The sequence below is a fragment of the Sulfitobacter sp. THAF37 genome (assembly GCF_009363555.1).
Classification (GTDB): Bacteria; Pseudomonadota; Alphaproteobacteria; order Rhodobacterales; family Rhodobacteraceae; genus Sulfitobacter.
This window is the reverse complement of the sequence record NZ_CP045372.1, coordinates 1,969,498-1,987,450: the sequence shown is the minus strand read 5'-3', so window position 1 is coordinate 1,987,450 and position 17,953 is coordinate 1,969,498. Positions and strand designations below refer to the sequence as shown.

Sequence of the window (17,953 nt, the reverse complement as noted above, 5' to 3'; positions counted from 1 at the left end):
CATGCCCGTAGTCGTTGTCGAATCTCCAGCCAAGGCCAAAACGATCAACAAGTACCTGGGCGACGACTATACTGTTCTCGCCTCTTACGGCCACGTCCGCGATCTGCCGCCCAAGGACGGGTCGGTCGATCCCGAGCATGAATTCGACATGAAATGGGAAGTCGCCAGCGACAGCAAGAAACATGTCAAGGCAATCGCCGACGCGCTCAAGCAGGACAACGAACTCATCCTCGCCACGGACCCCGACCGCGAAGGCGAAGCGATCAGCTGGCACCTGCAGGAGGCGCTGACCGCCCGCCGGTCGATCAAGAAGGACACCCCGGTCAGCCGCGTGGTGTTCAACGCCATCACCAAGGCCGCCGTGACCGAAGCGATGAAGAACCCCCGTCAGGTCGACATGCCGCTGGTGGAGGCCTATCTGGCCCGGCGCGCACTGGACTATCTGGTGGGCTTCAACCTGTCCCCGGTCCTGTGGCGCAAGCTGCCCGGCGCGAAATCGGCGGGGCGCGTGCAATCGGTGACGCTGCGCCTGATCGTCGAGCGCGAGATGGAGATCGAAGCCTTCCGGCCCCGCGAGTACTGGACCGTCAAGGCCCTGCTTGCGACCCCGCGCGGGCAGGAGTTCGAGGCGCGGCTGGTCACGCTTGCGGGCGACAAGCTGGACAAATTCGACCTGTCGGACGAGACCAAGGCCGAGTTGGCCGTGCAGGCGATCACCAGCCGCGACCTCAAGGTCGCGGACGTGGAGGCGAAACCGGCCACCCGCAACCCTTCCGCCCCTTTCATGACCTCGACGCTTCAGCAGGAGGCCAGCCGCAAGTTCGGCATGGGCGCGCGCCAGACCATGAGCACGGCACAGCGTCTCTATGAGGCGGGGCACATCACCTACATGCGGACCGACGGGATCGACATGGCCCCCGAGGCGGTGACAATGGCGCGCGACGCCATCGCGGAACGCTTTGGCGCCGATTATGTCCCCAAGGAGCCGCGCCTTTACAAGAACAAGGCCAAGAACGCGCAGGAAGCGCATGAATGCATCCGACCGACGGACATGACCCGCGATGCCGCGTCACTCAAGCTCGAATCGGACCAGGCCAAGCTTTACGACCTGATCTGGAAACGCACCCTGGCCTGTCAGATGGCCAGCGCCCGGTTGGAGCGCACGACGGTCGAGATCGGCAGCAAGGACGGTCAGGTCGGTCTGCGCGCCACTGGCCAGGTTGTTCTGTTCGACGGCTTTCTGCGAGTCTATGAAGAAGGCCGCGACGACGTGGTGGACGAAGACGACAAGCGCCTGCCGCAGATCAGCGCGGGTGACAGCATGGACAAGCGGGCCGTCACGCCCGAGCAGCATTTCACCCAGCCCCCGCCGCGCTACACCGAGGCGACACTGGTCAAACGGATGGAAGAACTGGGCATCGGTCGTCCCTCGACCTATGCCAGCATCGTCACCACCATTCAGGACCGTGAGTATGTCCGCCGCGAGGGCCAGCGCCTGATCCCCGAAGACAAGGGCCGGCTGGTGACGGCCTTCCTTGAAAACTATTTCCGCCGCTATATCGGCTACGATTTCACCGCCGATCTCGAAGACCAGCTCGACAAGGTCTCGGCGGCGGATGCGGATTGGAAGGATGTGCTGGGCCGGTTCTGGCGCGATTTCTCCGCCGCGATCGCGGAAACATCGGACCTGCGCATTACCGAGGTGCTCGAAAAGATCAACGAAGTGCTGGAGCCGCATCTCTTCCCGCCCACCGAAGACGGCAGCGACCCGCGTCTGTGCCCGCATTGCGGCGCGGGCAGGCTTTCCATGCGCACCGCGCGGTCCGGCGGCGCCTTCATCGGCTGCTCCAACTACCCCGAGTGCCGCTACACCCGCCCCTTCGGCCCGCCGGACCCCGAAGCCGAAGCCAGCGCCATTCCCCCCGACGGCAAGCTGCTGGGCACCGACCAGGGCGACGAAATTCGCGTCTTCAAGGGCCGCTTTGGCCCCTATGTGCAACGCGGAGAGGTGACGGAAGAAAACAAGAAGCCGCCGCGCCAGTCGATTCCCAAGGACTGGCCGCCGGAAGAGCTTGATCTGGAGCGCGCCCTGATGCTGCTGTCGCTGCCCCGCGAGATCGGCCCCCACCCCGAGGACGGCGTGATGGTCTGGTCGAACATCGGTCGCTACGGCCCTTACCTCAAACACGCGGAAAGCACCTCGCACCGGGGCGGCACCAATGCCAATCTGGAAAGCATCGACGAGGTCTTTACCGTCGGGATGAACCGGGCGGTGCAACTGCTGGCGGAAAAGGTTGCCAGCCGCGGCGGGCGCGGCCAGGCGGCCAAACCCCTGCGCGAACTTGGTGAGCATCCCGACGCCGGAGGGCCGGTCAATGTGATGAAGGGCAAATATGGGCCCTACGTGAAATGGGAAAAGATCAACGCCACGATCCCCGACACGATCGAACCCGAAGAGCTGACCATGGCGCAGGCCGTGACCCTGCTGGAAGAACGGGCGGCGAAGTCCGGCAAGAAGAAGCCCGCGGCCAAGAAAAAGGCACCGGCCAAGAAAAAACCGGCGGCAAAGAAGACAGCCGCGAAGAAATGACGCCGCCAGGCGCGTGATGGTCATCGCGCGGAGTCCAGCGCCAGCCCAACGGCGCGGCCCGCCCCGCTGCATCGCGCCTGCGAAAGCTGGCAGGATTTGACTTTGCCGCGACGCGGCGTCACAACTTCTGCGAACACTGCAGACAGGGGAGCCGGCTGAATGAAAAAGATATACGCAAACGCCACGGAGGCGCTTGAAGGCGTCCTGAGCGACGGCATGCTGATCGCCGCAGGGGGCTTTGGCCTGTGCGGGATACCCGAACTTCTGCTTCAGGCGATCAAGGAGAACGGTGCCAAGAACCTGACCTTTGCCTCGAACAACGCGGGGGTCGACGATTTCGGCATCGGCATTCTGTTGCACAGCCGCCAGGTGAAGAAGATGATGTCGTCCTATGTGGGCGAGAACGCGGAATTCATGCGCCAGTATCTGTCGGGCGAGCTGGAGCTGGAATTCAACCCGCAGGGCACCCTGGCCGAACGGATGCGCGCGGGCGGGGCGGGCATTCCCGGCTTCTACACCAAGACCGGCGTGGGCACCCAGATCGCCGAGGGCAAGGAGCACAAGGAATTCGACGGCGAAACCTACATTCTCGAACGTGGGATCTTTGCGGATCTCAGCATCGTGAAAGCATGGAAGGCCGATGACACCGGCAACCTGGTGTTCCGCAAGACCGCCCGCAACTTCAACCCGCCCGCCGCCATGTGTGGCAAGGTCTGCATCGCCGAGGTCGAAGAGATCGTGCCGCGCGGATCACTGGACCCCGACATGATCCACCTGCCGGGCATCTACGTGCACCGTATCATCCAGGGCACCCATGAGAAACGCATCGAACAGCGCACCACGCGCAAGCGGGAGGAAGCATAATGGCCTGGGATCGCAACCAGATGGCCGCACGCGCGGCACAGGAACTGGAAGACGGCATGTACGTGAACCTCGGCATCGGGATCCCGACGCTGGTGGCCAACTACGTGGGCGACAAGGACATCACCCTGCAATCGGAGAACGGGATGCTGGGCATGGGCCCCTTCCCTTTTGAGGGCGAGGAAGACCCCGACCTGATCAACGCGGGCAAGCAGACCATCACCGAACTGAGCCGGACCAGCTATTTCGACAGCGCCATGTCGTTTGGCATGATCCGCGGCGGCAAGATCGCGGCGGCGATCCTGGGTGCCATGGAAGTGGCTGAAAACGGTGATCTGGCGAACTGGATGATCCCCGGCAAACTGGTCAAGGGCATGGGCGGCGCGATGGACCTCGTGGCCGGTGTGGGCAAGGTCATCGTCGTGATGGATCACCAGAACAAGGCAGGCGAGAGCAAGGTGCTCAAGCAATGCAGCCTGCCCCTGACCGGGACCGGCGTCGTGAACCGGATCATCACCAACCTCGGTGTTCTCGACGTGGTGGAGGGCGGCCTGAAGATCGTCGAATGTGCCGAGGGCGTGACCGAAGAAGAGCTGCGCGCAGCGACCGAGGCGACGATTGTCTGAGGGCGAGGTTTCCCGCGAGGAAACCGGCAGCAAGGGGCGCTACACGATTGTCGTGAGCGGCCACGAGGCCGAGCTGACGTATTCCCGGCTCGGCCCCGATCAGGTGATCGCGGATCACACCGGCGTTCCCGAGGCCCTGTCGGGCCAGGGCGTCGGCCTGAAACTGGTCGAAAGGCTGGTGGCGGATGCGCGGGCTGAAGGATTCCGGATCGTACCGCTTTGCCCCTTTGTGAATGCGATGCGGCGCAAGCACCCGGAGTGGGCCGACGCGTTCAAGGTCTGAAGACCGGGCGCGCCGTGCCTTTCGATAGGCTGGACCCAGCGACGTCGAGAACGCCGGTTCGCGCCACTCAGTTCATCGCGGCAAAGACGCAGCCGTCCGAAATCAGCTCGGGCGGGGTCTGGCACAGGCCCTTGGCCACCTGGAAGGCGGCCAGCACCTTGGGCACGTAGTCGCGCGTCTCGGCAAAGGGGGGCACGCCGGCATGTTTGCGCACCGACCCCTCGCCCGCATTGTATCCGGCCAGCACAAGGATCGGGTCGCGGTCGAACTCCTGCATCAGCCAGTCGAGGTATTTGACCCCGCCGGTAATGTTCTGCGCGGCGGCAAGGCTGTCCGCCACGCCGAAGCGTTCGGCGGTTGCGGGCATCAGCTGCATCAACCCCTGCGCGCCTGCCCGGCTGATCGCGTCGGGCTTGCCTGCCGATTCCACGGTGATCACCGCCAACACCAGTGCGGGCGAGACCTGCGTGCCGATGGTCGACCGCAGGATGTCGATGCCGTTGACCTTGGCAATGTCCTGCATGTGCTGCAAGCGCGGGCTGCTGACCTTGCCCGCCGCTGCTGCCAGCGTCGCCATCGCGGTTTCCAGCCGTCCGGCACCGGACGATCCGATATTGGGCGACACCTTTTCCCAGAACCAGTCGTATTGTCCGGGCTGCGTCGGCGCGATGGCCCCCGAGGGCTGTGCGACGACGTCCGGGCCGACCTTCGGCTTCGGTTTCAGGGCGGCGGCCTGCACCGCCGGGTCGATCTGGATCCCGATCCGCGGCTTGCTGCCGGGCTTGGGGGCCTTCACCCGCTTGGCGGTGAAGTCGGGAAAGGGGGATGGTCCTTCCGCCCACACGGGCGTCGTGGCCAGCGCGCCGGAAAGGAGCGCGATTGCGAGTAGTCGGGTCATGCCTGCCTGCCGTTTATTATTTCTCGGCTCGATTTTCGGGAAGCTTCCCACAAAACCGCTGGCGAAACCAGCTTTTCGGTCTGCCGGAGGCCTTTGCGGGGGTCAATCAGGGCAGAGATTGAGGCAATTTCGCCATAATCCCCGCAGGTATCACGCCAATTTGAAAGAACCGCCGCCTAAATAGAAGAAAATATCTTTTGAAAACCGGTGGTTGCGATTTTTTAAGCCTCCGGGCAGCAAAAAAGATGAAAAGTCACATTTGCCGCCAAATTCACGCCCCAATCAGACAGCTATATAGCGTCATACCAAGTCGGACAGACGCTCAACTGAGAGAACGGCGTCACCAACGGACGGCAGGGTGTAACCTTAAAATCTGATCCTTGGAGGGACAAAACATGATGAACTTCTTCGCAAACTTCAAATCTGACGAATCCGGCGCCGTGACTGTTGACTGGGTTGTGCTGACCGCCGCCGTTGTGGGCCTGGCCGTTGCCGCATACTCCTCGATCCAGACCGGCGCTTCGGGCCTGACCGACCGTACGCAGACCTACCTGGACAACCGTACACCCGGCGGCAGCTAATTCTAACCTGACGGTTTGAAATGCCGGGGGCCGCACTCTGATGTCAGACTGCGGCCCCCTTTTCGTCCCGGTCGAGCGATCGGGTCGCGCTCTTCGAGAGGAGCACTACGATGTTGCGCAAACTGAGAGAATTCCGAAAGTCCGAACGTGGCGCAGTTACGGTGGACTGGGTCGTGCTGACAGCCGCGGTCGTTTCCCTGGCGGTGGTGATCATACTCGCGATCCACAACGGCGCAGAAAGCGTGGGCGAAGGCACGGGCAACTGGCTGAGTGACAGACAAGTCGGGAACTGACCCAAGCATTTTCCAAAGGTCGGCCGTCAGGCCGGCCCTTGGGGGTTTTTCGCCAGGGCTTTGCCCCTGCCCCAGCCTTACCACCTGATCGGCAAGAAATCGTCAGATTCGCACGATAGTGGAATGGGTCAAAGAGGTGCCGGATAACCGGCAGTAATGAGCAAGAGGTGACAAGATGCGGATGGTATTTGGACTGGTCCTACTGGTGGGCATCGCGTTGGCCGGCGGAGCGGTATACCTGGCCAAGGATCGGATCGCGCAATACCAGATAGCGAATGCGCGCGCTCAGGAAGCTCTGGCACAGGTCGTGCCCACGGTCAGCGTCTACGTGGCCGAAAAACCTTTGAAGTACGGCCAGAAACTGACCCCCGAAGACGTGCGGGAGGTGTCATGGCCCGAGAACGCGATCCCCGAAGGGGCGTTCACCGACCGCACCGAACTGTTCCCCGAGAACACGGATGAATCCCGCGTGGTCCTGCGCGCGATGGAAAAGGACGAGGCGATACTGGCGCTCAAGGTGACGGCACCGGGCGAAGATACCGGCCTGACCTCCCGGCTGGAGCGCGGCAAGCGCGCCTTTACCATCAAGGTGGACGTATCCAGTGGCGTCTCCGGCTTCCTGCGGCCCGGCGACCGGGTTGATGTGTACTGGACCGGCCGCGTCAACGTGAACCGCGATGCCCCCTCTTCCGAAGTGACGAAGCTGATCGAAGCCGGTGTGCAGCTGATCGCGGTCGACCAGACCGCTGGCGGTGATCTGGGCGAGGCGACCATCGCCCGCACCGTGACTGTCGCCGTCAGCCCGCAGCAGGTCGCGGCACTGGCACAGGCGCAGTCGACCGGCAACCTGTCGCTGTCTCTGGTCGGCGCCGAGGACGATACCATTGCATCGGCCATCGAAGTGGACCAGCGGTCCCTGCTGGGCATCGCAGCCGAAGAGGTCAAGGCCGAGGTCGCCAAGGAGAAGGTATGCACCATCCGCACCCGGCGCGGTGCCGAAGTTGTCGAGCTGCCGATCCCCTGCACCAACTGATTGCTTTGGCAGACGCCAGGATCCCAGACGTCTAAATCATTGACACACAATCGCTTGACCCGGCGTCCCAGTAATGCGGCGCCGGGTCGCATTTTATTATGTTGCCATTTATCCACAGCAGAAAATCTGCCGAACACCTTGATTCTTGCAAAAAAATCGAAACTGACGCAGAGTGCTTCAAACGACGGGCGAAAAGACCCTATCTTGAGGCGTGATCAAAAAGGCAGGTCACATGAAAATCGACAGATTTCTGAAAGCGGCTCTATTGGGCCTGACCTTGACCGCTGCGCCTGTTGCAGTGTTCTCCCCGGTGACGGCACAGGCCGATACGCTGCGGGTCGTCAAACGTGGCACCAACGCCGCGCTGGACGTGCCGATGAACCGGGCGGTCGTGGTGGAAAGCGACATCCCCTTCGCAGAGCTCAGCATCGCCAATCCGGGCATCGCGGATATTTCCTCGCTCTCGGACCGGACCATCTACGTGCTTGGCAAGGCCCCCGGTCTCACGACATTGACCCTGCTCGACGCGAGTGGCCAGCTGATCACCAATGTCGATGTACGCGTCGCTGCGGATGTGTCGGAGTTCAAGGAACGCCTGCGGCAGATCATGCCCGGCGAGAACATCGAGGTCCGCACCGCCAACGACGGGATCGTGTTGTCGGGCATCGTCTCTTCCACCCAGCGCCTGCAACGCGCGCTTGATCTGGCAGAACGCTACGCGCCGGAACGGGTTTCCAATCTGATGAGCGTCGGTGGCATCCAGCAGGTGATGATGAAGGTGCGATTTGCAGAAATGCAGCGCAACGTGTCGAAATCGCTGGGGTCTTCGCTGGCGCTGAACGGCGCCATCGGTGGCACCGGGATCAACGGCGGGACCGGCACCACGAATACCTCGGGCGGCGTTACGGGTGCCCTTGGCGGCAACATCCCGGCCAGCAACCAGAACGCGGGCGCTGTGCTATTCGGCTTCAACGCGGGTTCGACCCAGGTCGGTATCCTGTTGGAAGCATTGGAAGAAAAAGGCGTCGTGCGGTTCCTGGCAGAGCCCAACCTCGTCGCGCTTTCCGGGCAGGAGGCGAAATTCCTCGCCGGTGGCGAATATCCCGTTCCGGTGGCCCAGACCGACAACCGGATCTCGGTCGAATTCAAGCCTTTCGGCGTCGAACTGGTCTTTATCCCCCGCGTGGTGGACAAGGATATCATCAACCTCGAACTCAAGGCCGCGGTGTCGGCCATCGACCCCACCAACAGCCTGGAACTGGGCAACGGCATCTCGATCGCCGCCTTCACCCGGCGCGAAACCTCCAGCACGGTTGAAATGCGCGACGGCGAAAGCTTTGCCATCGCAGGCCTGCTGACAGACGATTTCACCGACAATTCCAGGCAATTGCCGTGGATCGGCGACGTGCCGGTGCTGGGCGCGCTGTTCCGTTCGGCGGATTATCAGCGCAGCCAGACGGAACTGGTGATCATCGTCACCGCGCATCTCGTCACCCCGACCCGTGGCGAGGCGCTCGCGCTGCCCACCGACCGGATCAAACCGCCGACCGAAAAGGACCTGTTCCTTTACGGCCGCACCGCCGAAGGTACCCGCACCCCCCGCAAGGGCGCTGCGGGTGAGGTTGCCAAACAGGACTTCGGCGGCTCCTATGGTTATGTACTGGATTGAACAGATGACACCGAGGCTGGCCATGAAACTCAAGCTTATCACTGCTTCGGCAGGTCTGGCCGCGCTGCTGGGCTGTGCCAGTACCGACCCTGTCTATACACAGTTCTACCGCGAATCCGGCGCGCTGACCGATACGGGCTACTTCGGCAACGCGACGCTGAACAACCGGCTGGTAATGACCGGCGAGCGTCAGTACACGCTCGATCTGGCGAACCGGTTCGCGGGCGAAGTGACCTCGGTCGTTACATTCGCCTTCAATTCCGCGCAGCTTGACGGCAACGCACAGGCGATCCTGCGTCAGCAGGCCGACTGGATCCGTCAGTTCCCGGAAATCCGCTTCCGCGTCTACGGTCATACCGACGCGGTCGGATCGAACAGCTACAACAAGGCCCTGGGCCTGCGGCGCGCCAATGCCGTGGTCAGCTATCTTTCCACCCTTGGCATCAGCCGCAGCCGGCTTGAAGCTGTTGTTTCCTTTGGTGAAACCCAGCCCTTGATCGTCACGCAGGGCCGCGAACGCAAGAACCGCCGCACCGTGACCGAGGTCAGCGGCTTTGTGAAACGCCACCCCACCGTGCTGGATGGCAAATACGCCCAGATCATCTACCGCGACTACGTGGCCAGCGGCGTGCCGCCAAGCCAGCTGAGTGATACGCTGACATCCGTGGTCGGCGGCCAGTAAGACCGGAACGGGGGGCCATGCGGCCCCCTTTTCGCATCCGGCAATGCCCCCCGGCCCCGGTGGGAGCGCGCCTGATCAATCGCCACGTCAGCGCCTGATCGTTTCAACAAACCCAACAATCTGTCCGTTTTGGCCCCAATCTCGCCCAAGTTCGGGGTGATATTCTCCTCATACGACAAATGTGTCTGCGCAGTATGCCGGACATGGGTGACCGCGCGACGCGAAGCTGCACCAGAACGCAAGCAGCAGCTCAGCCGGCCTGGCCCTGGCAAATAGAGGAACAAGGTCATGAGTAGTGTAATGCCGCAACCGGAAGCCGCACAGATCGTCGCCTGTACCGTCAGCCGTGACGTGCAGAACTTCGATCTGCTGATCGAGGACATGGAAGACACCATGGGCGAGAGCTGGGGCGATCTCGGGTTTTCCGAGGCACTTGCCTTTTTCAGCCAACCAGAGGCGTCGGCGATGGAGTTCATTGCCCTTGCGATAGATCAGGATGACGAAGACAACCTGACCCTGATGTCCGAGATCATCACTCAGGCCAAGGCGCATGACGTGCGCGTGATCCTGATTGCCGAAGACGTGACCCCCGCGGCGCTGCATTCCCTGTTGCGCCAGGGGGCGGACGAATTCGTACCCTACCCCCTGCCCGAAGGTGAGCTTGCCCAGGCCATTGCCAAGGTCCGTGAAACGGGCCAGCCCCAGGCCGCGCCATCTGAAACCAGCGGGCCGAGCCTGCGCGCAGGCGCAAACAAGAACGGTGCCGTCATCGTGGTGCACGGTCTGGCCGGGGGCACCGGCAGCACCACCATGGCTGTGAACCTCGCGTGGGAGCTTGCCACCGCGGACAAGAAAGCGCCGCCGTCGGTCTGTCTTCTGGATCTGGATTTTCAGTACGGATCGGTCGCGACCTTCCTCGACCTGCCGCGCCGAGAAGCCGTCTACGAGATGCTGTCGGACACCGAAAGCATGGACGAGGAGATCTTCGGCCAGGCGATGCTGACCTACGAGGACAGACTGCACGTGCTGACCGCGCCGACCGACATGCTGCCGCTGGACCTGCTCGGTTCCGACGACATCGACCGGGTGCTTCAGATCGCCCGCAGCCAGTTCGATTATGTGGTGATCGACATGCCGTCGACCCTCGTGCAGTGGTCCGAAACGGTGCTGAACCAGTCGCATGTCTATTTCGCCATGCTGGAGCTCGACATGCGGTCGGCGCAGAATACCCTGCGGTTCAAACGCGCGCTTCAGTCGGAAGACCTGCCGTTGGAAAAACTGCGCTACGTGCTGAACCGGGGGCCAAAGTTCACCGACCTGAACGCCAAGAGCCGGGTCAAGCGCATGGCGGAATCGCTGAGCATCTCCATCGACGTGCAACTGCCCGACGGGGGCAAGCCGATCACCCAGGCCAACGACCACGGGATGCCGCTGGCCAATGCCGCGCCGAAAAGCCCATTGCGCCGTGAAATCGCCAAGCTTGCGGCGTCCATCCACGACCTCAAGGGCGACCAGGCCGAAGCCGCCTGATCCTGAACCGAAAGAGCACACACATGTTTTCCAAATACAAGAAGACGTCTGACGCCGCACCGGCCCGCAAGGCGGCCGCGGTTGTCGATCTGGCACCGCCGCCCTCGGCGCAGCCGGCCAAGACTGTTGTGCGCAAGGCCAGCCAACCCGCTGCGGCCGCCCCCGTCGACAAGGATGTGAAACGCAAGCAGCGGATGGGCGAAATCAAGCTGGAGCTGCACCGGGCCCTGCTGGACAACCTGAACCTTGCGGCACTGGAACATGCCAGCGAAGCGGACCTGCGCCAGGAGATCAACGCGATTTCCGCGGAAATTCTGGCCGAGAAGAGCATCGTTTTGAACCGCGAAGACCGGATAACACTGAATTCGGAGCTGTTCGACGAGGTGACGGGCCTTGGTCCGCTGGAAACCCTGCTCAAGGACGATACGGTCAACGATATTCTGGTGAACGGACCGCAACAGATATTCGTGGAACGCGACGGTCGGCTGCAGCTCACCGACATCACCTTCAAGGATGAAAAGCACCTGCTGCGCATCATCGACAAGATCGTAAGCGCGGTGGGCCGCCGGGTCGATGAATCCAACCCTTATGTGGATGCCCGTCTGCAGGATGGTTCACGTTTCAACGCGATGGTCCCACCGGTTGCGGTGGACGGCAGCCTTGTTTCCATCCGGAAATTCAAGAAGGACAAGCTTGGGATCGACGACCTGGTGAACTTTGGCGCCTTTACCGAGGAAATGGCCGCCTATCTTCAGGCCGCCGTCGCGACGCGGCTCAACATCATCGTGTCGGGCGGTACAGGGTCGGGTAAGACCACCACGCTCAATGCCCTGTCGTCCTTCATCGACAACGCCGAACGTATCCTGACGATCGAGGATACGGCGGAGCTTCAGTTGCAGCAGACCCATGTGGGCCGGATGGAAAGCCGCCCCGCCAACGTCGAAGGAAAGGGCGAGGTTTCCCCCCGCGACTGTCTGAAAAACGCCCTGCGGATGCGCCCCGACCGCATCATCGTGGGTGAAACCCGCGGCGAGGAAGTGATCGACATGTTGCAGGCCATGAACACCGGCCACGACGGGTCGATGACCACGATCCACGCCAACTCCGCCCGCGACGGCGTCTCTCGTCTGGAGAACATGATCGCCATGGCCGGGATCGAAATGCCGCTCAAGGCGGTGCGCTCGCAGATCTCGTCAGCCGTGAATCTGATCGTGCAGGCCAGCCGTCTGCAGGACGGTTCGCGCCGCATGACATCCATTACCGAAATCACCGGCATGGAAGGCGACGTGATCTCGATGCAGGAGATCTTTCGCTACCAGCGTGTCGGCCTGACCCCCGACAACAAGATCATCGGTCACTTCACGGCGACGGGCGTGCGCAGCCACTATGCGGAACGGTTTCGCATGTGGGGCTACGACCTGCCGTCCTCCATCTACGAACCCATCGCGGCCCAATAGGCCGTGCCAGAACAGATGCGTCAGCCTATCAAGGAACCCCTGCAATGAGTGCCGAACCGATTATCTACGGCCTGATCTTCATCGGCGTGCTGGTGCTGGTCGAGGGCCTCTACCTCGTGGCTTTTGGCAAGTCCATCAGCCTGAACAGCCGGGTGAACCGGCGGCTCGAAATGCTGGAAAAAGGCACGCGCCGCGAAGAGGTGCTCGACAAGCTGCGCAAGGAAATGCAGCAGCACATGGATGCCAAGTCCATCCCGCTGTATTCGCTGCTGTCGACCAAGGCGCAGAAGGCCGCCATCGCCTTTACCCCCCAGCAGCTGCTGATGATCATGGGCGGCGTGTCTGCCGCCGCCTTCATGGCGCTGACTGTCGGCACCGAAACCGACGCGCCGGTGCGTGCGCTTTTGTCGGTCGGGATCGGCGTCGGCGGTGTCTACTTCTGGATTTCGTCCAAGGCGAACAAACGCATGGGCATGATCGAAGAGCAGCTTCCCGATGCGGTGGAACTGATGGTGCGGTCCTTGCGGGTGGGGCACCCGTTCTCCAACGCCATCTCGATCGTCTCCAAGGAAATTCAGGATCCGCTCGCCTCGGAATTCGGCGTGATCGCGGATGAATCCGCCTATGGCCGCGATGTGGGCGAGGCGCTCAAGGACATGGCCGAACGTCTGGACATGCAGGATTTGCGCTTTCTCGCCGTGGCCGTGACGATCCAGCAGCAATCGGGTGGCAACCTGGCCGAGATCCTTGCAGGTCTGGCCAAGGTGATCCGCGCCCGCTTCCGCCTGTTCCGCCGCGTGAAGGCGATCACGGCCGAGGCGAAATGGTCGGGCAAGTTCCTGTCCGCCTTCCCGATCCTCGCGCTGATCGTGATCAACGTCTCGGACCCGCATTACTACGACGAAGTGCGCGACCACGCCCTGTTCATCCCTGCCTGTTTCCTCGTGGGTATCTTCCTTGCGATGAACCTCTTTGTGATGCGCATTCTCACCGACATCAAAGTTTAGGGACCGGACATGGATATCCTTCTGCAGATCAACGACCAGATCACCCGGATCCTCGGCCCGATGGGATTGATCATCATCGTCGGCGTCCTGGGCTTTGTCATGGTGGCAACCGCCGCCATCATGTACATGCGCCAGCCCGAGGACCCGCTGACCAAGCTCAAGCGCACCGCGGCAAACCCCGGCAAGGCGGCACAGGGCGCCAAGCTGCGCCAGGCCGACCAGAACGCCCAGTTGCAGAAGTTTGCCAAGTTTCTCGAACCCGAGGATGTCGCGGAACTGTCCGCCAAACAACTCATGCTGCGCCAGGCGGGGTATCAATCGCGCGACGCGGTGCGCATCTTCTACTTTGCGCAGATGGCGCTGGGCCTGATCGGCATGGCGGCGGGCATCTTCTACACCGGCGTTTTGGGTGGCGGCGAAGGCATGAGCACGCAGAAAACAATGATCTACACCCTGTTGCCGGGGGCGGTCGGATACTTCCTGCCGAAATACTGGGTCACGCGCCGGGTAGAGGCCCGCAAGGAGGAGATCACCCGCGGCTTCCCCGATGCGCTGGATATGATGCTGGTCTGTGTCGAGGCGGGCCAGTCGCTGGACCAGTGCATCGTCCGCGTCAGCGCCGAACTGCGCGCGTCCTATCGGGCGTTGTCCGAAGAATTCCAGATCGTCGCCTACGAGATGAAGGCGGGCAAGGACAAGATCACCGTTCTCAACGATATGGGCGAACGCTGCGGCGTGCAGGACGTGTCGTCTTTCGTGACCGTTCTGGTCCAGTCCGCCGCCTTCGGGACGTCGATCTCTGACGCGCTGCGGGTCTACGCCGGCGAGATGCGGGACAAACGCGTGATGCGCGCCGAGGAAGCCGCAAACAAGTTGCCAACCAAGATGACCCTTGCCACAATGATGCTCACGGTGCCGCCGCTGCTGATCATCCTCGTGGGTCCCTCGGTGCACGGCATCACGCAACTCGGCAAAATGGGCGGACTGGCGGAATAATGACATCAAGATGCGGACGCGGTCCTTGCCGCGCTCTCGCCCTGACGACCATGATCGGACTGGCCGCCTGTTCACCGGGCGGCTTTTCCGCGTCCAAACCCGACCGCGTCTATGCCCCCGGCGTCGACCAGCGGGCCGAGGCTGTCGACGGGATCGAAGTCGGCCACCGCCTGATCGCCGCGGGGCAATACGAACTGGCGATCAAGTCCTTCAACCGCGCGGCACTCGATCACGGTCTCGATGCCGAGGTGCTGTCGGGTCTCGGGTCGGCCAATCTGGGGCTGGGGCGGCTCGGCCAGGCGGAAGACCTGCTGCGCCGGGCGGTCAAGGACGACGGCACCCAGCCCGAGGTCTGGAACAACCTGGGCGTGGTCCTGATGGAACGCGGCAAAACCGTCGAGGCCGAGCAGATCTTCAAAAAGGCGTTTGCGCTGGACAATGGCCAAAGTGACGCAATCCGCGACAATCTTCGCTTGGCACTCGCAAAATCGCAAAACTCTGATAACGTTGTGCTTGACGACAACGATTATAAGCTGGTGCGCCGGGGTGGCGGTGACTTTCTGATCACGGCCCCCCTCTGACGATACCGGCATCGAGGTAGAGCAGAAAAGGACGCAAACATGCGCCACCCTATTCTTTTGGCCGTCTGCATTGCAGGCGTTACCGCTGTTGCAGGCTGCGGTGAGAAAGATGCAAACGCCACCGTTGAACGGGCCTTCAAGGACGTCAACGTGGTGGACGAATCCAACCTGTCCGACGTGATGTTGACCGTCGCGGACCCGAACGAAGCGGTGACATACTTTGCCCGCTCGGCCGCGGAGAAGCCCGACAACATCAGCCACCAGCGCGGGCTGGCCTCCTCGCTGATCCGCGCCAAGCGCGTGACCGAAGGTGCGGCGGCCTGGGCCAAAGTGACCAGGATGAAGGACGCCACCAACGACGACAGCGTCGAATACGCCGATGCGCTGATCCGCGCCGGCGACTGGGCCAAGGCCGAAACCGTCCTGAACGCAGTGCCGCCGACCCACGAGACCTTCAAGCGGTACCGGCTGGAGGCGCTGGTCGCCGACAGCAAGCAGGAATGGAAGAAGGCCGACAGCTTTTACGAGATCGCGGTGGGCCTGACCACCACACCGGGTGCGGTGATGAACAACTGGGGCTATTCCAAGCTGACCCGCGGCGACTACGTCGAGGCGGAACGCCTGTTCACGGAATCCATCCGCCAGGACACCACCCTCTTTACCGCCAAGAACAACCTGATCCTGGCCCGCGCCGCCCAGCGCGACTACACGCTCCCGGTGGTTCCGATGGATCAGACGGAGCGGGCACAGCTTCTGCACACCATGGCGCTGTCCGCGATCAAGAAAGGCGACGTGGAGATCGGCAAGGGCCTGCTGCAAGAGGCCATCGACACCCACCCGCAGCATTTCGAGGCCGCCGTGCGGTCGCTGCGCGCGCTCGAAGGCTAGTTTCGTGGCGATCACCGCCACAACCGCCCTGTGGTTCCTGCCCTTCGTTCTGCCGATCTGCCTCTATGTCGCCTACACCGACATGGCGCTGATGAAGATCACCAACAAGGCCGTGGTCCTGCTGGCGCTGATCTTTGTCGTGCTCGGTATCTTCCTGATGCCCTTCGACGCCTACCTCTGGCGGCTTGCGGCACTGGGCATCGTGCTGGCGATCGGGATCATCCTGAACGCCGCCGGGGCGCTTGGCGCGGGCGACGCGAAATTCGCAGCCGCCGCGGCCCCCTACATCGCACTGGGCGACCTGCGCTTCATGCTGACCCTGTTCATGGGGGTCCTCTTTGCCGCGGTGGTGGCCCACCGGGGCGCCAAATATTCGCCACTGCGCCGCATGGCCCCCGACTGGGTCAGCTGGGAACAGACCAAGAAGTTCCCCCTCGGGCTCGCCCTCGGCCCCGCTTTGGCCATCTATCTGATCCTCGGTGCCCTTTATGGCGCCTGAATAACGCCATAATCGCGCGCTAGCGTCCGCCAGAGCAGAGACATACCGCCCCGCCCGAGAGGAGCCGCCCCCGTGAACATGCAGAACACCGCCGTCATGGCGCCGCCGCCGCCCAAGCGGCTCGAAGACATGAAACTGCCGATCGTGATGATGCGGGACATCCTGCTCAAGACGATCTTTCGAAAGAACGTCGAGCGTGTCAGCGAACTCTCTGCCGCCATCTGTCTGCCGATCCCGGTGACGCAGGAACTGGTGGACATGGCCCGCACCCAGCGCCTGCTGGAGGCGACAGGCACGCTGAACGCCCAGAACGGCAATGAAATGGGCTATCAGCTGACCGACGCGGGCAAGGCCCGTGCGCTGGACGCGCTGGCCCAGTCCGAATACTTCGGCCCGATGCCGGTGCCGCTCGACGTCTACCGCGAACAGGTCAAACGCCAGTCGGTGCGCAACCTGCAGATCACCCGCGAACAGCTGACCGGCGCCATGGGCCACCTTGTTCTCCCGGACAGCCTGCTCGACCATCTCGGCCCTGCTGTCAGCGCAGGCCGCTCGATCCTGATGTACGGCCCACCCGGCAACGGCAAATCCTCCATCTCCAACGGGATCCGCGACGCCCTGGGCGACAAGGTCTATGTGCCGCGCGCCATCGAATACGCCAGCCAGGTGATCACGGTCTATGACCCCATCGTGCATTCCAAGGCCGAGGACGAAGTGCAGGACCCCACCTCGTTGCGCCGCGTCACCCGTTATGACATGCGCTATGTCTGCTGCGAACGGCCCACGGTGATCACCGGGGGCGAATTGTCGCTCGACATGCTCGATCTGGTCTACAACCCCACCGCGCGCACCTACCAGGCGCCGCTGCAGCTGAAATCCACCGGGGGCATCTTCATCGTCGACGACCTTGGCCGGCAGAAAGAACCGCCCCAATCCATCGTGAACCGCTGGATCGTCCCGCTGGAGGAAAGCAAGGACATCCTCGCCCTGCAATCGGGCGAAAAGTTCGAGGTGCCCTTCGACACGCTGGTGATCTTCTCCACCAACTTCCACCCGAACGAAATCTTCGACCAGGCCGCGCTGCGCCGGATCTTCTTCAAGATCAAGATCGACGGCCCGAACCAGCAGAATTTCCTCAAGATCTTCGCCATGGTGGCCAAGAAACGCGGCATGCCGCTGGACGAGGCGACGCTGGTGCACCTGCTGAAGGTCAAATACCCCACGATCCAGAACACCTATGCCAACTACCAGCCGATCTTTCTGATCGACCAGATGATCGCCATCTGCGAATTCGAAGGCATCCCCTACCAGATGTCCCCCGAACTGATCGACCGCGCCTGGGCGAACATGTTCGTCAAGGACGAACATATCGTGAAATAACCGGCCAGGCGCGACCGGCCCCTACACCGCGCAGCCCGCCCCTTCTTTATGCTTCAAATACCTCCGGGGGTCCGGGGGCTGGCCCCCGGTCCATCCCAT

The 17,953-nt window shown here is 62.5% G+C and carries 18 protein-coding genes; 17 read left to right on the top strand and 1 reads right to left on the bottom strand.

Translation table 11 applies throughout. The features are described from left to right. Nucleotide 1: 1 nt before the first annotated feature. The 4 genes from topA to FIU94_RS09735 all read left to right on the top strand — a co-directional run bounded on the left by topA (nucleotide 2) and on the right by FIU94_RS09735 (nucleotide 4,360). On the top strand, nucleotides 2-2,590 hold the full coding sequence (gene topA, locus FIU94_RS09750) for a type I DNA topoisomerase (RefSeq protein WP_152465617.1): 2,589 nt from the start codon (nucleotides 2-4) through the stop codon (nucleotides 2,588-2,590). 159 nt (nucleotides 2,591-2,749) lie between these two features. Then, nucleotides 2,750-3,454, top strand: coding sequence for a CoA transferase subunit A (locus FIU94_RS09745; RefSeq protein ID WP_152465616.1), 705 nt, complete (start codon nucleotides 2,750-2,752; stop codon nucleotides 3,452-3,454). Next, nucleotides 3,454-4,077, top strand: coding sequence for a CoA transferase subunit B (locus tag FIU94_RS09740; RefSeq protein WP_152465615.1), 624 nt, complete (start codon nucleotides 3,454-3,456; stop codon nucleotides 4,075-4,077). Before FIU94_RS09745 ends, FIU94_RS09740 begins: the two co-directional genes overlap by 1 nt. Further along, the gene (locus FIU94_RS09735; protein ID WP_152465614.1) at nucleotides 4,070-4,360 is read left to right on the top strand and encodes a GNAT family N-acetyltransferase; all 291 of its coding nucleotides are present in this window, start codon (nucleotides 4,070-4,072) and stop codon (nucleotides 4,358-4,360) included. Before FIU94_RS09740 ends, FIU94_RS09735 begins: the two co-directional genes overlap by 8 nt. Before the next feature lie 67 nt (nucleotides 4,361-4,427). Here the strand turns inward: FIU94_RS09735 and FIU94_RS09730 are convergent, their stop codons facing one another. Continuing rightward, nucleotides 4,428-5,258, bottom strand: a complete 831-nt coding sequence (locus FIU94_RS09730) for a lytic transglycosylase domain-containing protein (protein WP_152465613.1) — start codon at nucleotides 5,256-5,258, stop codon at nucleotides 4,428-4,430. Nucleotides 5,259-5,653: 395 nt separating this feature from the next. Here FIU94_RS09730 and FIU94_RS09725 point away from each other — a divergent pair, with 395 nt between their 5' ends. The 13 genes from FIU94_RS09725 to FIU94_RS09665 all read left to right on the top strand — a co-directional run bounded on the left by FIU94_RS09725 (nucleotide 5,654) and on the right by FIU94_RS09665 (nucleotide 17,854). Further along, nucleotides 5,654-5,839, top strand: a complete 186-nt coding sequence (locus tag FIU94_RS09725; protein ID WP_152465612.1) for a hypothetical protein — start codon at nucleotides 5,654-5,656, stop codon at nucleotides 5,837-5,839. A 110-nt stretch (nucleotides 5,840-5,949) separates the two neighbouring features. Then, a complete protein-coding gene (locus FIU94_RS09720; RefSeq protein WP_152465611.1) occupies nucleotides 5,950-6,132 on the top strand; it encodes a hypothetical protein in 183 nt (60 codons plus the stop codon). 175 nt (nucleotides 6,133-6,307) lie between these two features. Next, a complete protein-coding gene (gene cpaB / locus FIU94_RS09715) occupies nucleotides 6,308-7,165 on the top strand; it encodes a Flp pilus assembly protein CpaB (protein WP_152465610.1) in 858 nt (285 codons plus the stop codon). Between the two features lie 232 nt (nucleotides 7,166-7,397). After that, nucleotides 7,398-8,834, top strand: coding sequence for a type II and III secretion system protein family protein (locus FIU94_RS09710; RefSeq protein ID WP_152465609.1), 1,437 nt, complete (start codon nucleotides 7,398-7,400; stop codon nucleotides 8,832-8,834). After that, on the top strand, nucleotides 8,821-9,516 hold the full coding sequence (locus tag FIU94_RS09705) for an OmpA family protein (RefSeq protein ID WP_152465608.1): 696 nt from the start codon (nucleotides 8,821-8,823) through the stop codon (nucleotides 9,514-9,516). Before FIU94_RS09710 ends, FIU94_RS09705 begins: the two co-directional genes overlap by 14 nt. Before the next feature lie 288 nt (nucleotides 9,517-9,804). Continuing rightward, a complete protein-coding gene (locus FIU94_RS09700) occupies nucleotides 9,805-11,046 on the top strand; it encodes an AAA family ATPase (RefSeq protein ID WP_152465607.1) in 1,242 nt (413 codons plus the stop codon). 23 nt (nucleotides 11,047-11,069) lie between these two features. Beyond that, on the top strand, nucleotides 11,070-12,503 hold the full coding sequence (locus tag FIU94_RS09695) for a CpaF family protein (protein WP_152465606.1): 1,434 nt from the start codon (nucleotides 11,070-11,072) through the stop codon (nucleotides 12,501-12,503). Between the two features lie 44 nt (nucleotides 12,504-12,547). Continuing rightward, nucleotides 12,548-13,510, top strand: a complete 963-nt coding sequence (locus FIU94_RS09690) for a type II secretion system F family protein (RefSeq protein WP_152465605.1) — start codon at nucleotides 12,548-12,550, stop codon at nucleotides 13,508-13,510. Between the two features lie 9 nt (nucleotides 13,511-13,519). Beyond that, entirely contained in the window at nucleotides 13,520-14,506 is a 987-nt protein-coding gene (locus FIU94_RS09685) for a type II secretion system F family protein (RefSeq protein WP_172975881.1), read from the top strand. A 50-nt stretch (nucleotides 14,507-14,556) separates the two neighbouring features. After that, a complete protein-coding gene (locus FIU94_RS09680; RefSeq protein ID WP_254702505.1) occupies nucleotides 14,557-15,087 on the top strand; it encodes a tetratricopeptide repeat protein in 531 nt (176 codons plus the stop codon). Nucleotides 15,088-15,126: 39 nt separating this feature from the next. Continuing rightward, the gene (locus FIU94_RS09675) at nucleotides 15,127-15,975 is read left to right on the top strand and encodes a lipopolysaccharide assembly protein LapB (protein ID WP_152465603.1); all 849 of its coding nucleotides are present in this window, start codon (nucleotides 15,127-15,129) and stop codon (nucleotides 15,973-15,975) included. A gap of 4 nt (nucleotides 15,976-15,979) precedes the next feature. Continuing rightward, a complete protein-coding gene (locus FIU94_RS09670; protein WP_152465602.1) occupies nucleotides 15,980-16,474 on the top strand; it encodes a prepilin peptidase in 495 nt (164 codons plus the stop codon). A 72-nt stretch (nucleotides 16,475-16,546) separates the two neighbouring features. Beyond that, on the top strand, nucleotides 16,547-17,854 hold the full coding sequence (locus tag FIU94_RS09665) for an ATPase (RefSeq protein ID WP_152465601.1): 1,308 nt from the start codon (nucleotides 16,547-16,549) through the stop codon (nucleotides 17,852-17,854). Nucleotides 17,855-17,953: the final 99 nt, after the last annotated feature.

Coding starts and splice junctions, on each gene's coding strand:
- topA (WP_152465617.1), top strand. CDS start 2: ATGCCCGTAGTCGTTGTCGAATCTCCAGCCAAGGCCAAAACGATCAAC.
- FIU94_RS09745 (WP_152465616.1), top strand. CDS start 2,750: ATGAAAAAGATATACGCAAACGCCACGGAGGCGCTTGAAGGCGTCCTG.
- FIU94_RS09740 (WP_152465615.1), top strand. CDS start 3,454: ATGGCCTGGGATCGCAACCAGATGGCCGCACGCGCGGCACAGGAACTG.
- FIU94_RS09730 (WP_152465613.1), bottom strand. CDS start 5,258: ATGACCCGACTACTCGCAATCGCGCTCCTTTCCGGCGCGCTGGCCACG.
- FIU94_RS09725 (WP_152465612.1), top strand. CDS start 5,654: ATGATGAACTTCTTCGCAAACTTCAAATCTGACGAATCCGGCGCCGTG.
- FIU94_RS09720 (WP_152465611.1), top strand. CDS start 5,950: ATGTTGCGCAAACTGAGAGAATTCCGAAAGTCCGAACGTGGCGCAGTT.
- cpaB (WP_152465610.1), top strand. CDS start 6,308: ATGCGGATGGTATTTGGACTGGTCCTACTGGTGGGCATCGCGTTGGCC.
- FIU94_RS09710 (WP_152465609.1), top strand. CDS start 7,398: ATGAAAATCGACAGATTTCTGAAAGCGGCTCTATTGGGCCTGACCTTG.
- FIU94_RS09705 (WP_152465608.1), top strand. CDS start 8,821: ATGTACTGGATTGAACAGATGACACCGAGGCTGGCCATGAAACTCAAG.
- FIU94_RS09700 (WP_152465607.1), top strand. CDS start 9,805: ATGAGTAGTGTAATGCCGCAACCGGAAGCCGCACAGATCGTCGCCTGT.
- FIU94_RS09695 (WP_152465606.1), top strand. CDS start 11,070: ATGTTTTCCAAATACAAGAAGACGTCTGACGCCGCACCGGCCCGCAAG.
- FIU94_RS09690 (WP_152465605.1), top strand. CDS start 12,548: ATGAGTGCCGAACCGATTATCTACGGCCTGATCTTCATCGGCGTGCTG.
- FIU94_RS09685 (WP_172975881.1), top strand. CDS start 13,520: ATGGATATCCTTCTGCAGATCAACGACCAGATCACCCGGATCCTCGGC.
- FIU94_RS09680 (WP_254702505.1), top strand. CDS start 14,557: ATGATCGGACTGGCCGCCTGTTCACCGGGCGGCTTTTCCGCGTCCAAA.
- FIU94_RS09675 (WP_152465603.1), top strand. CDS start 15,127: ATGCGCCACCCTATTCTTTTGGCCGTCTGCATTGCAGGCGTTACCGCT.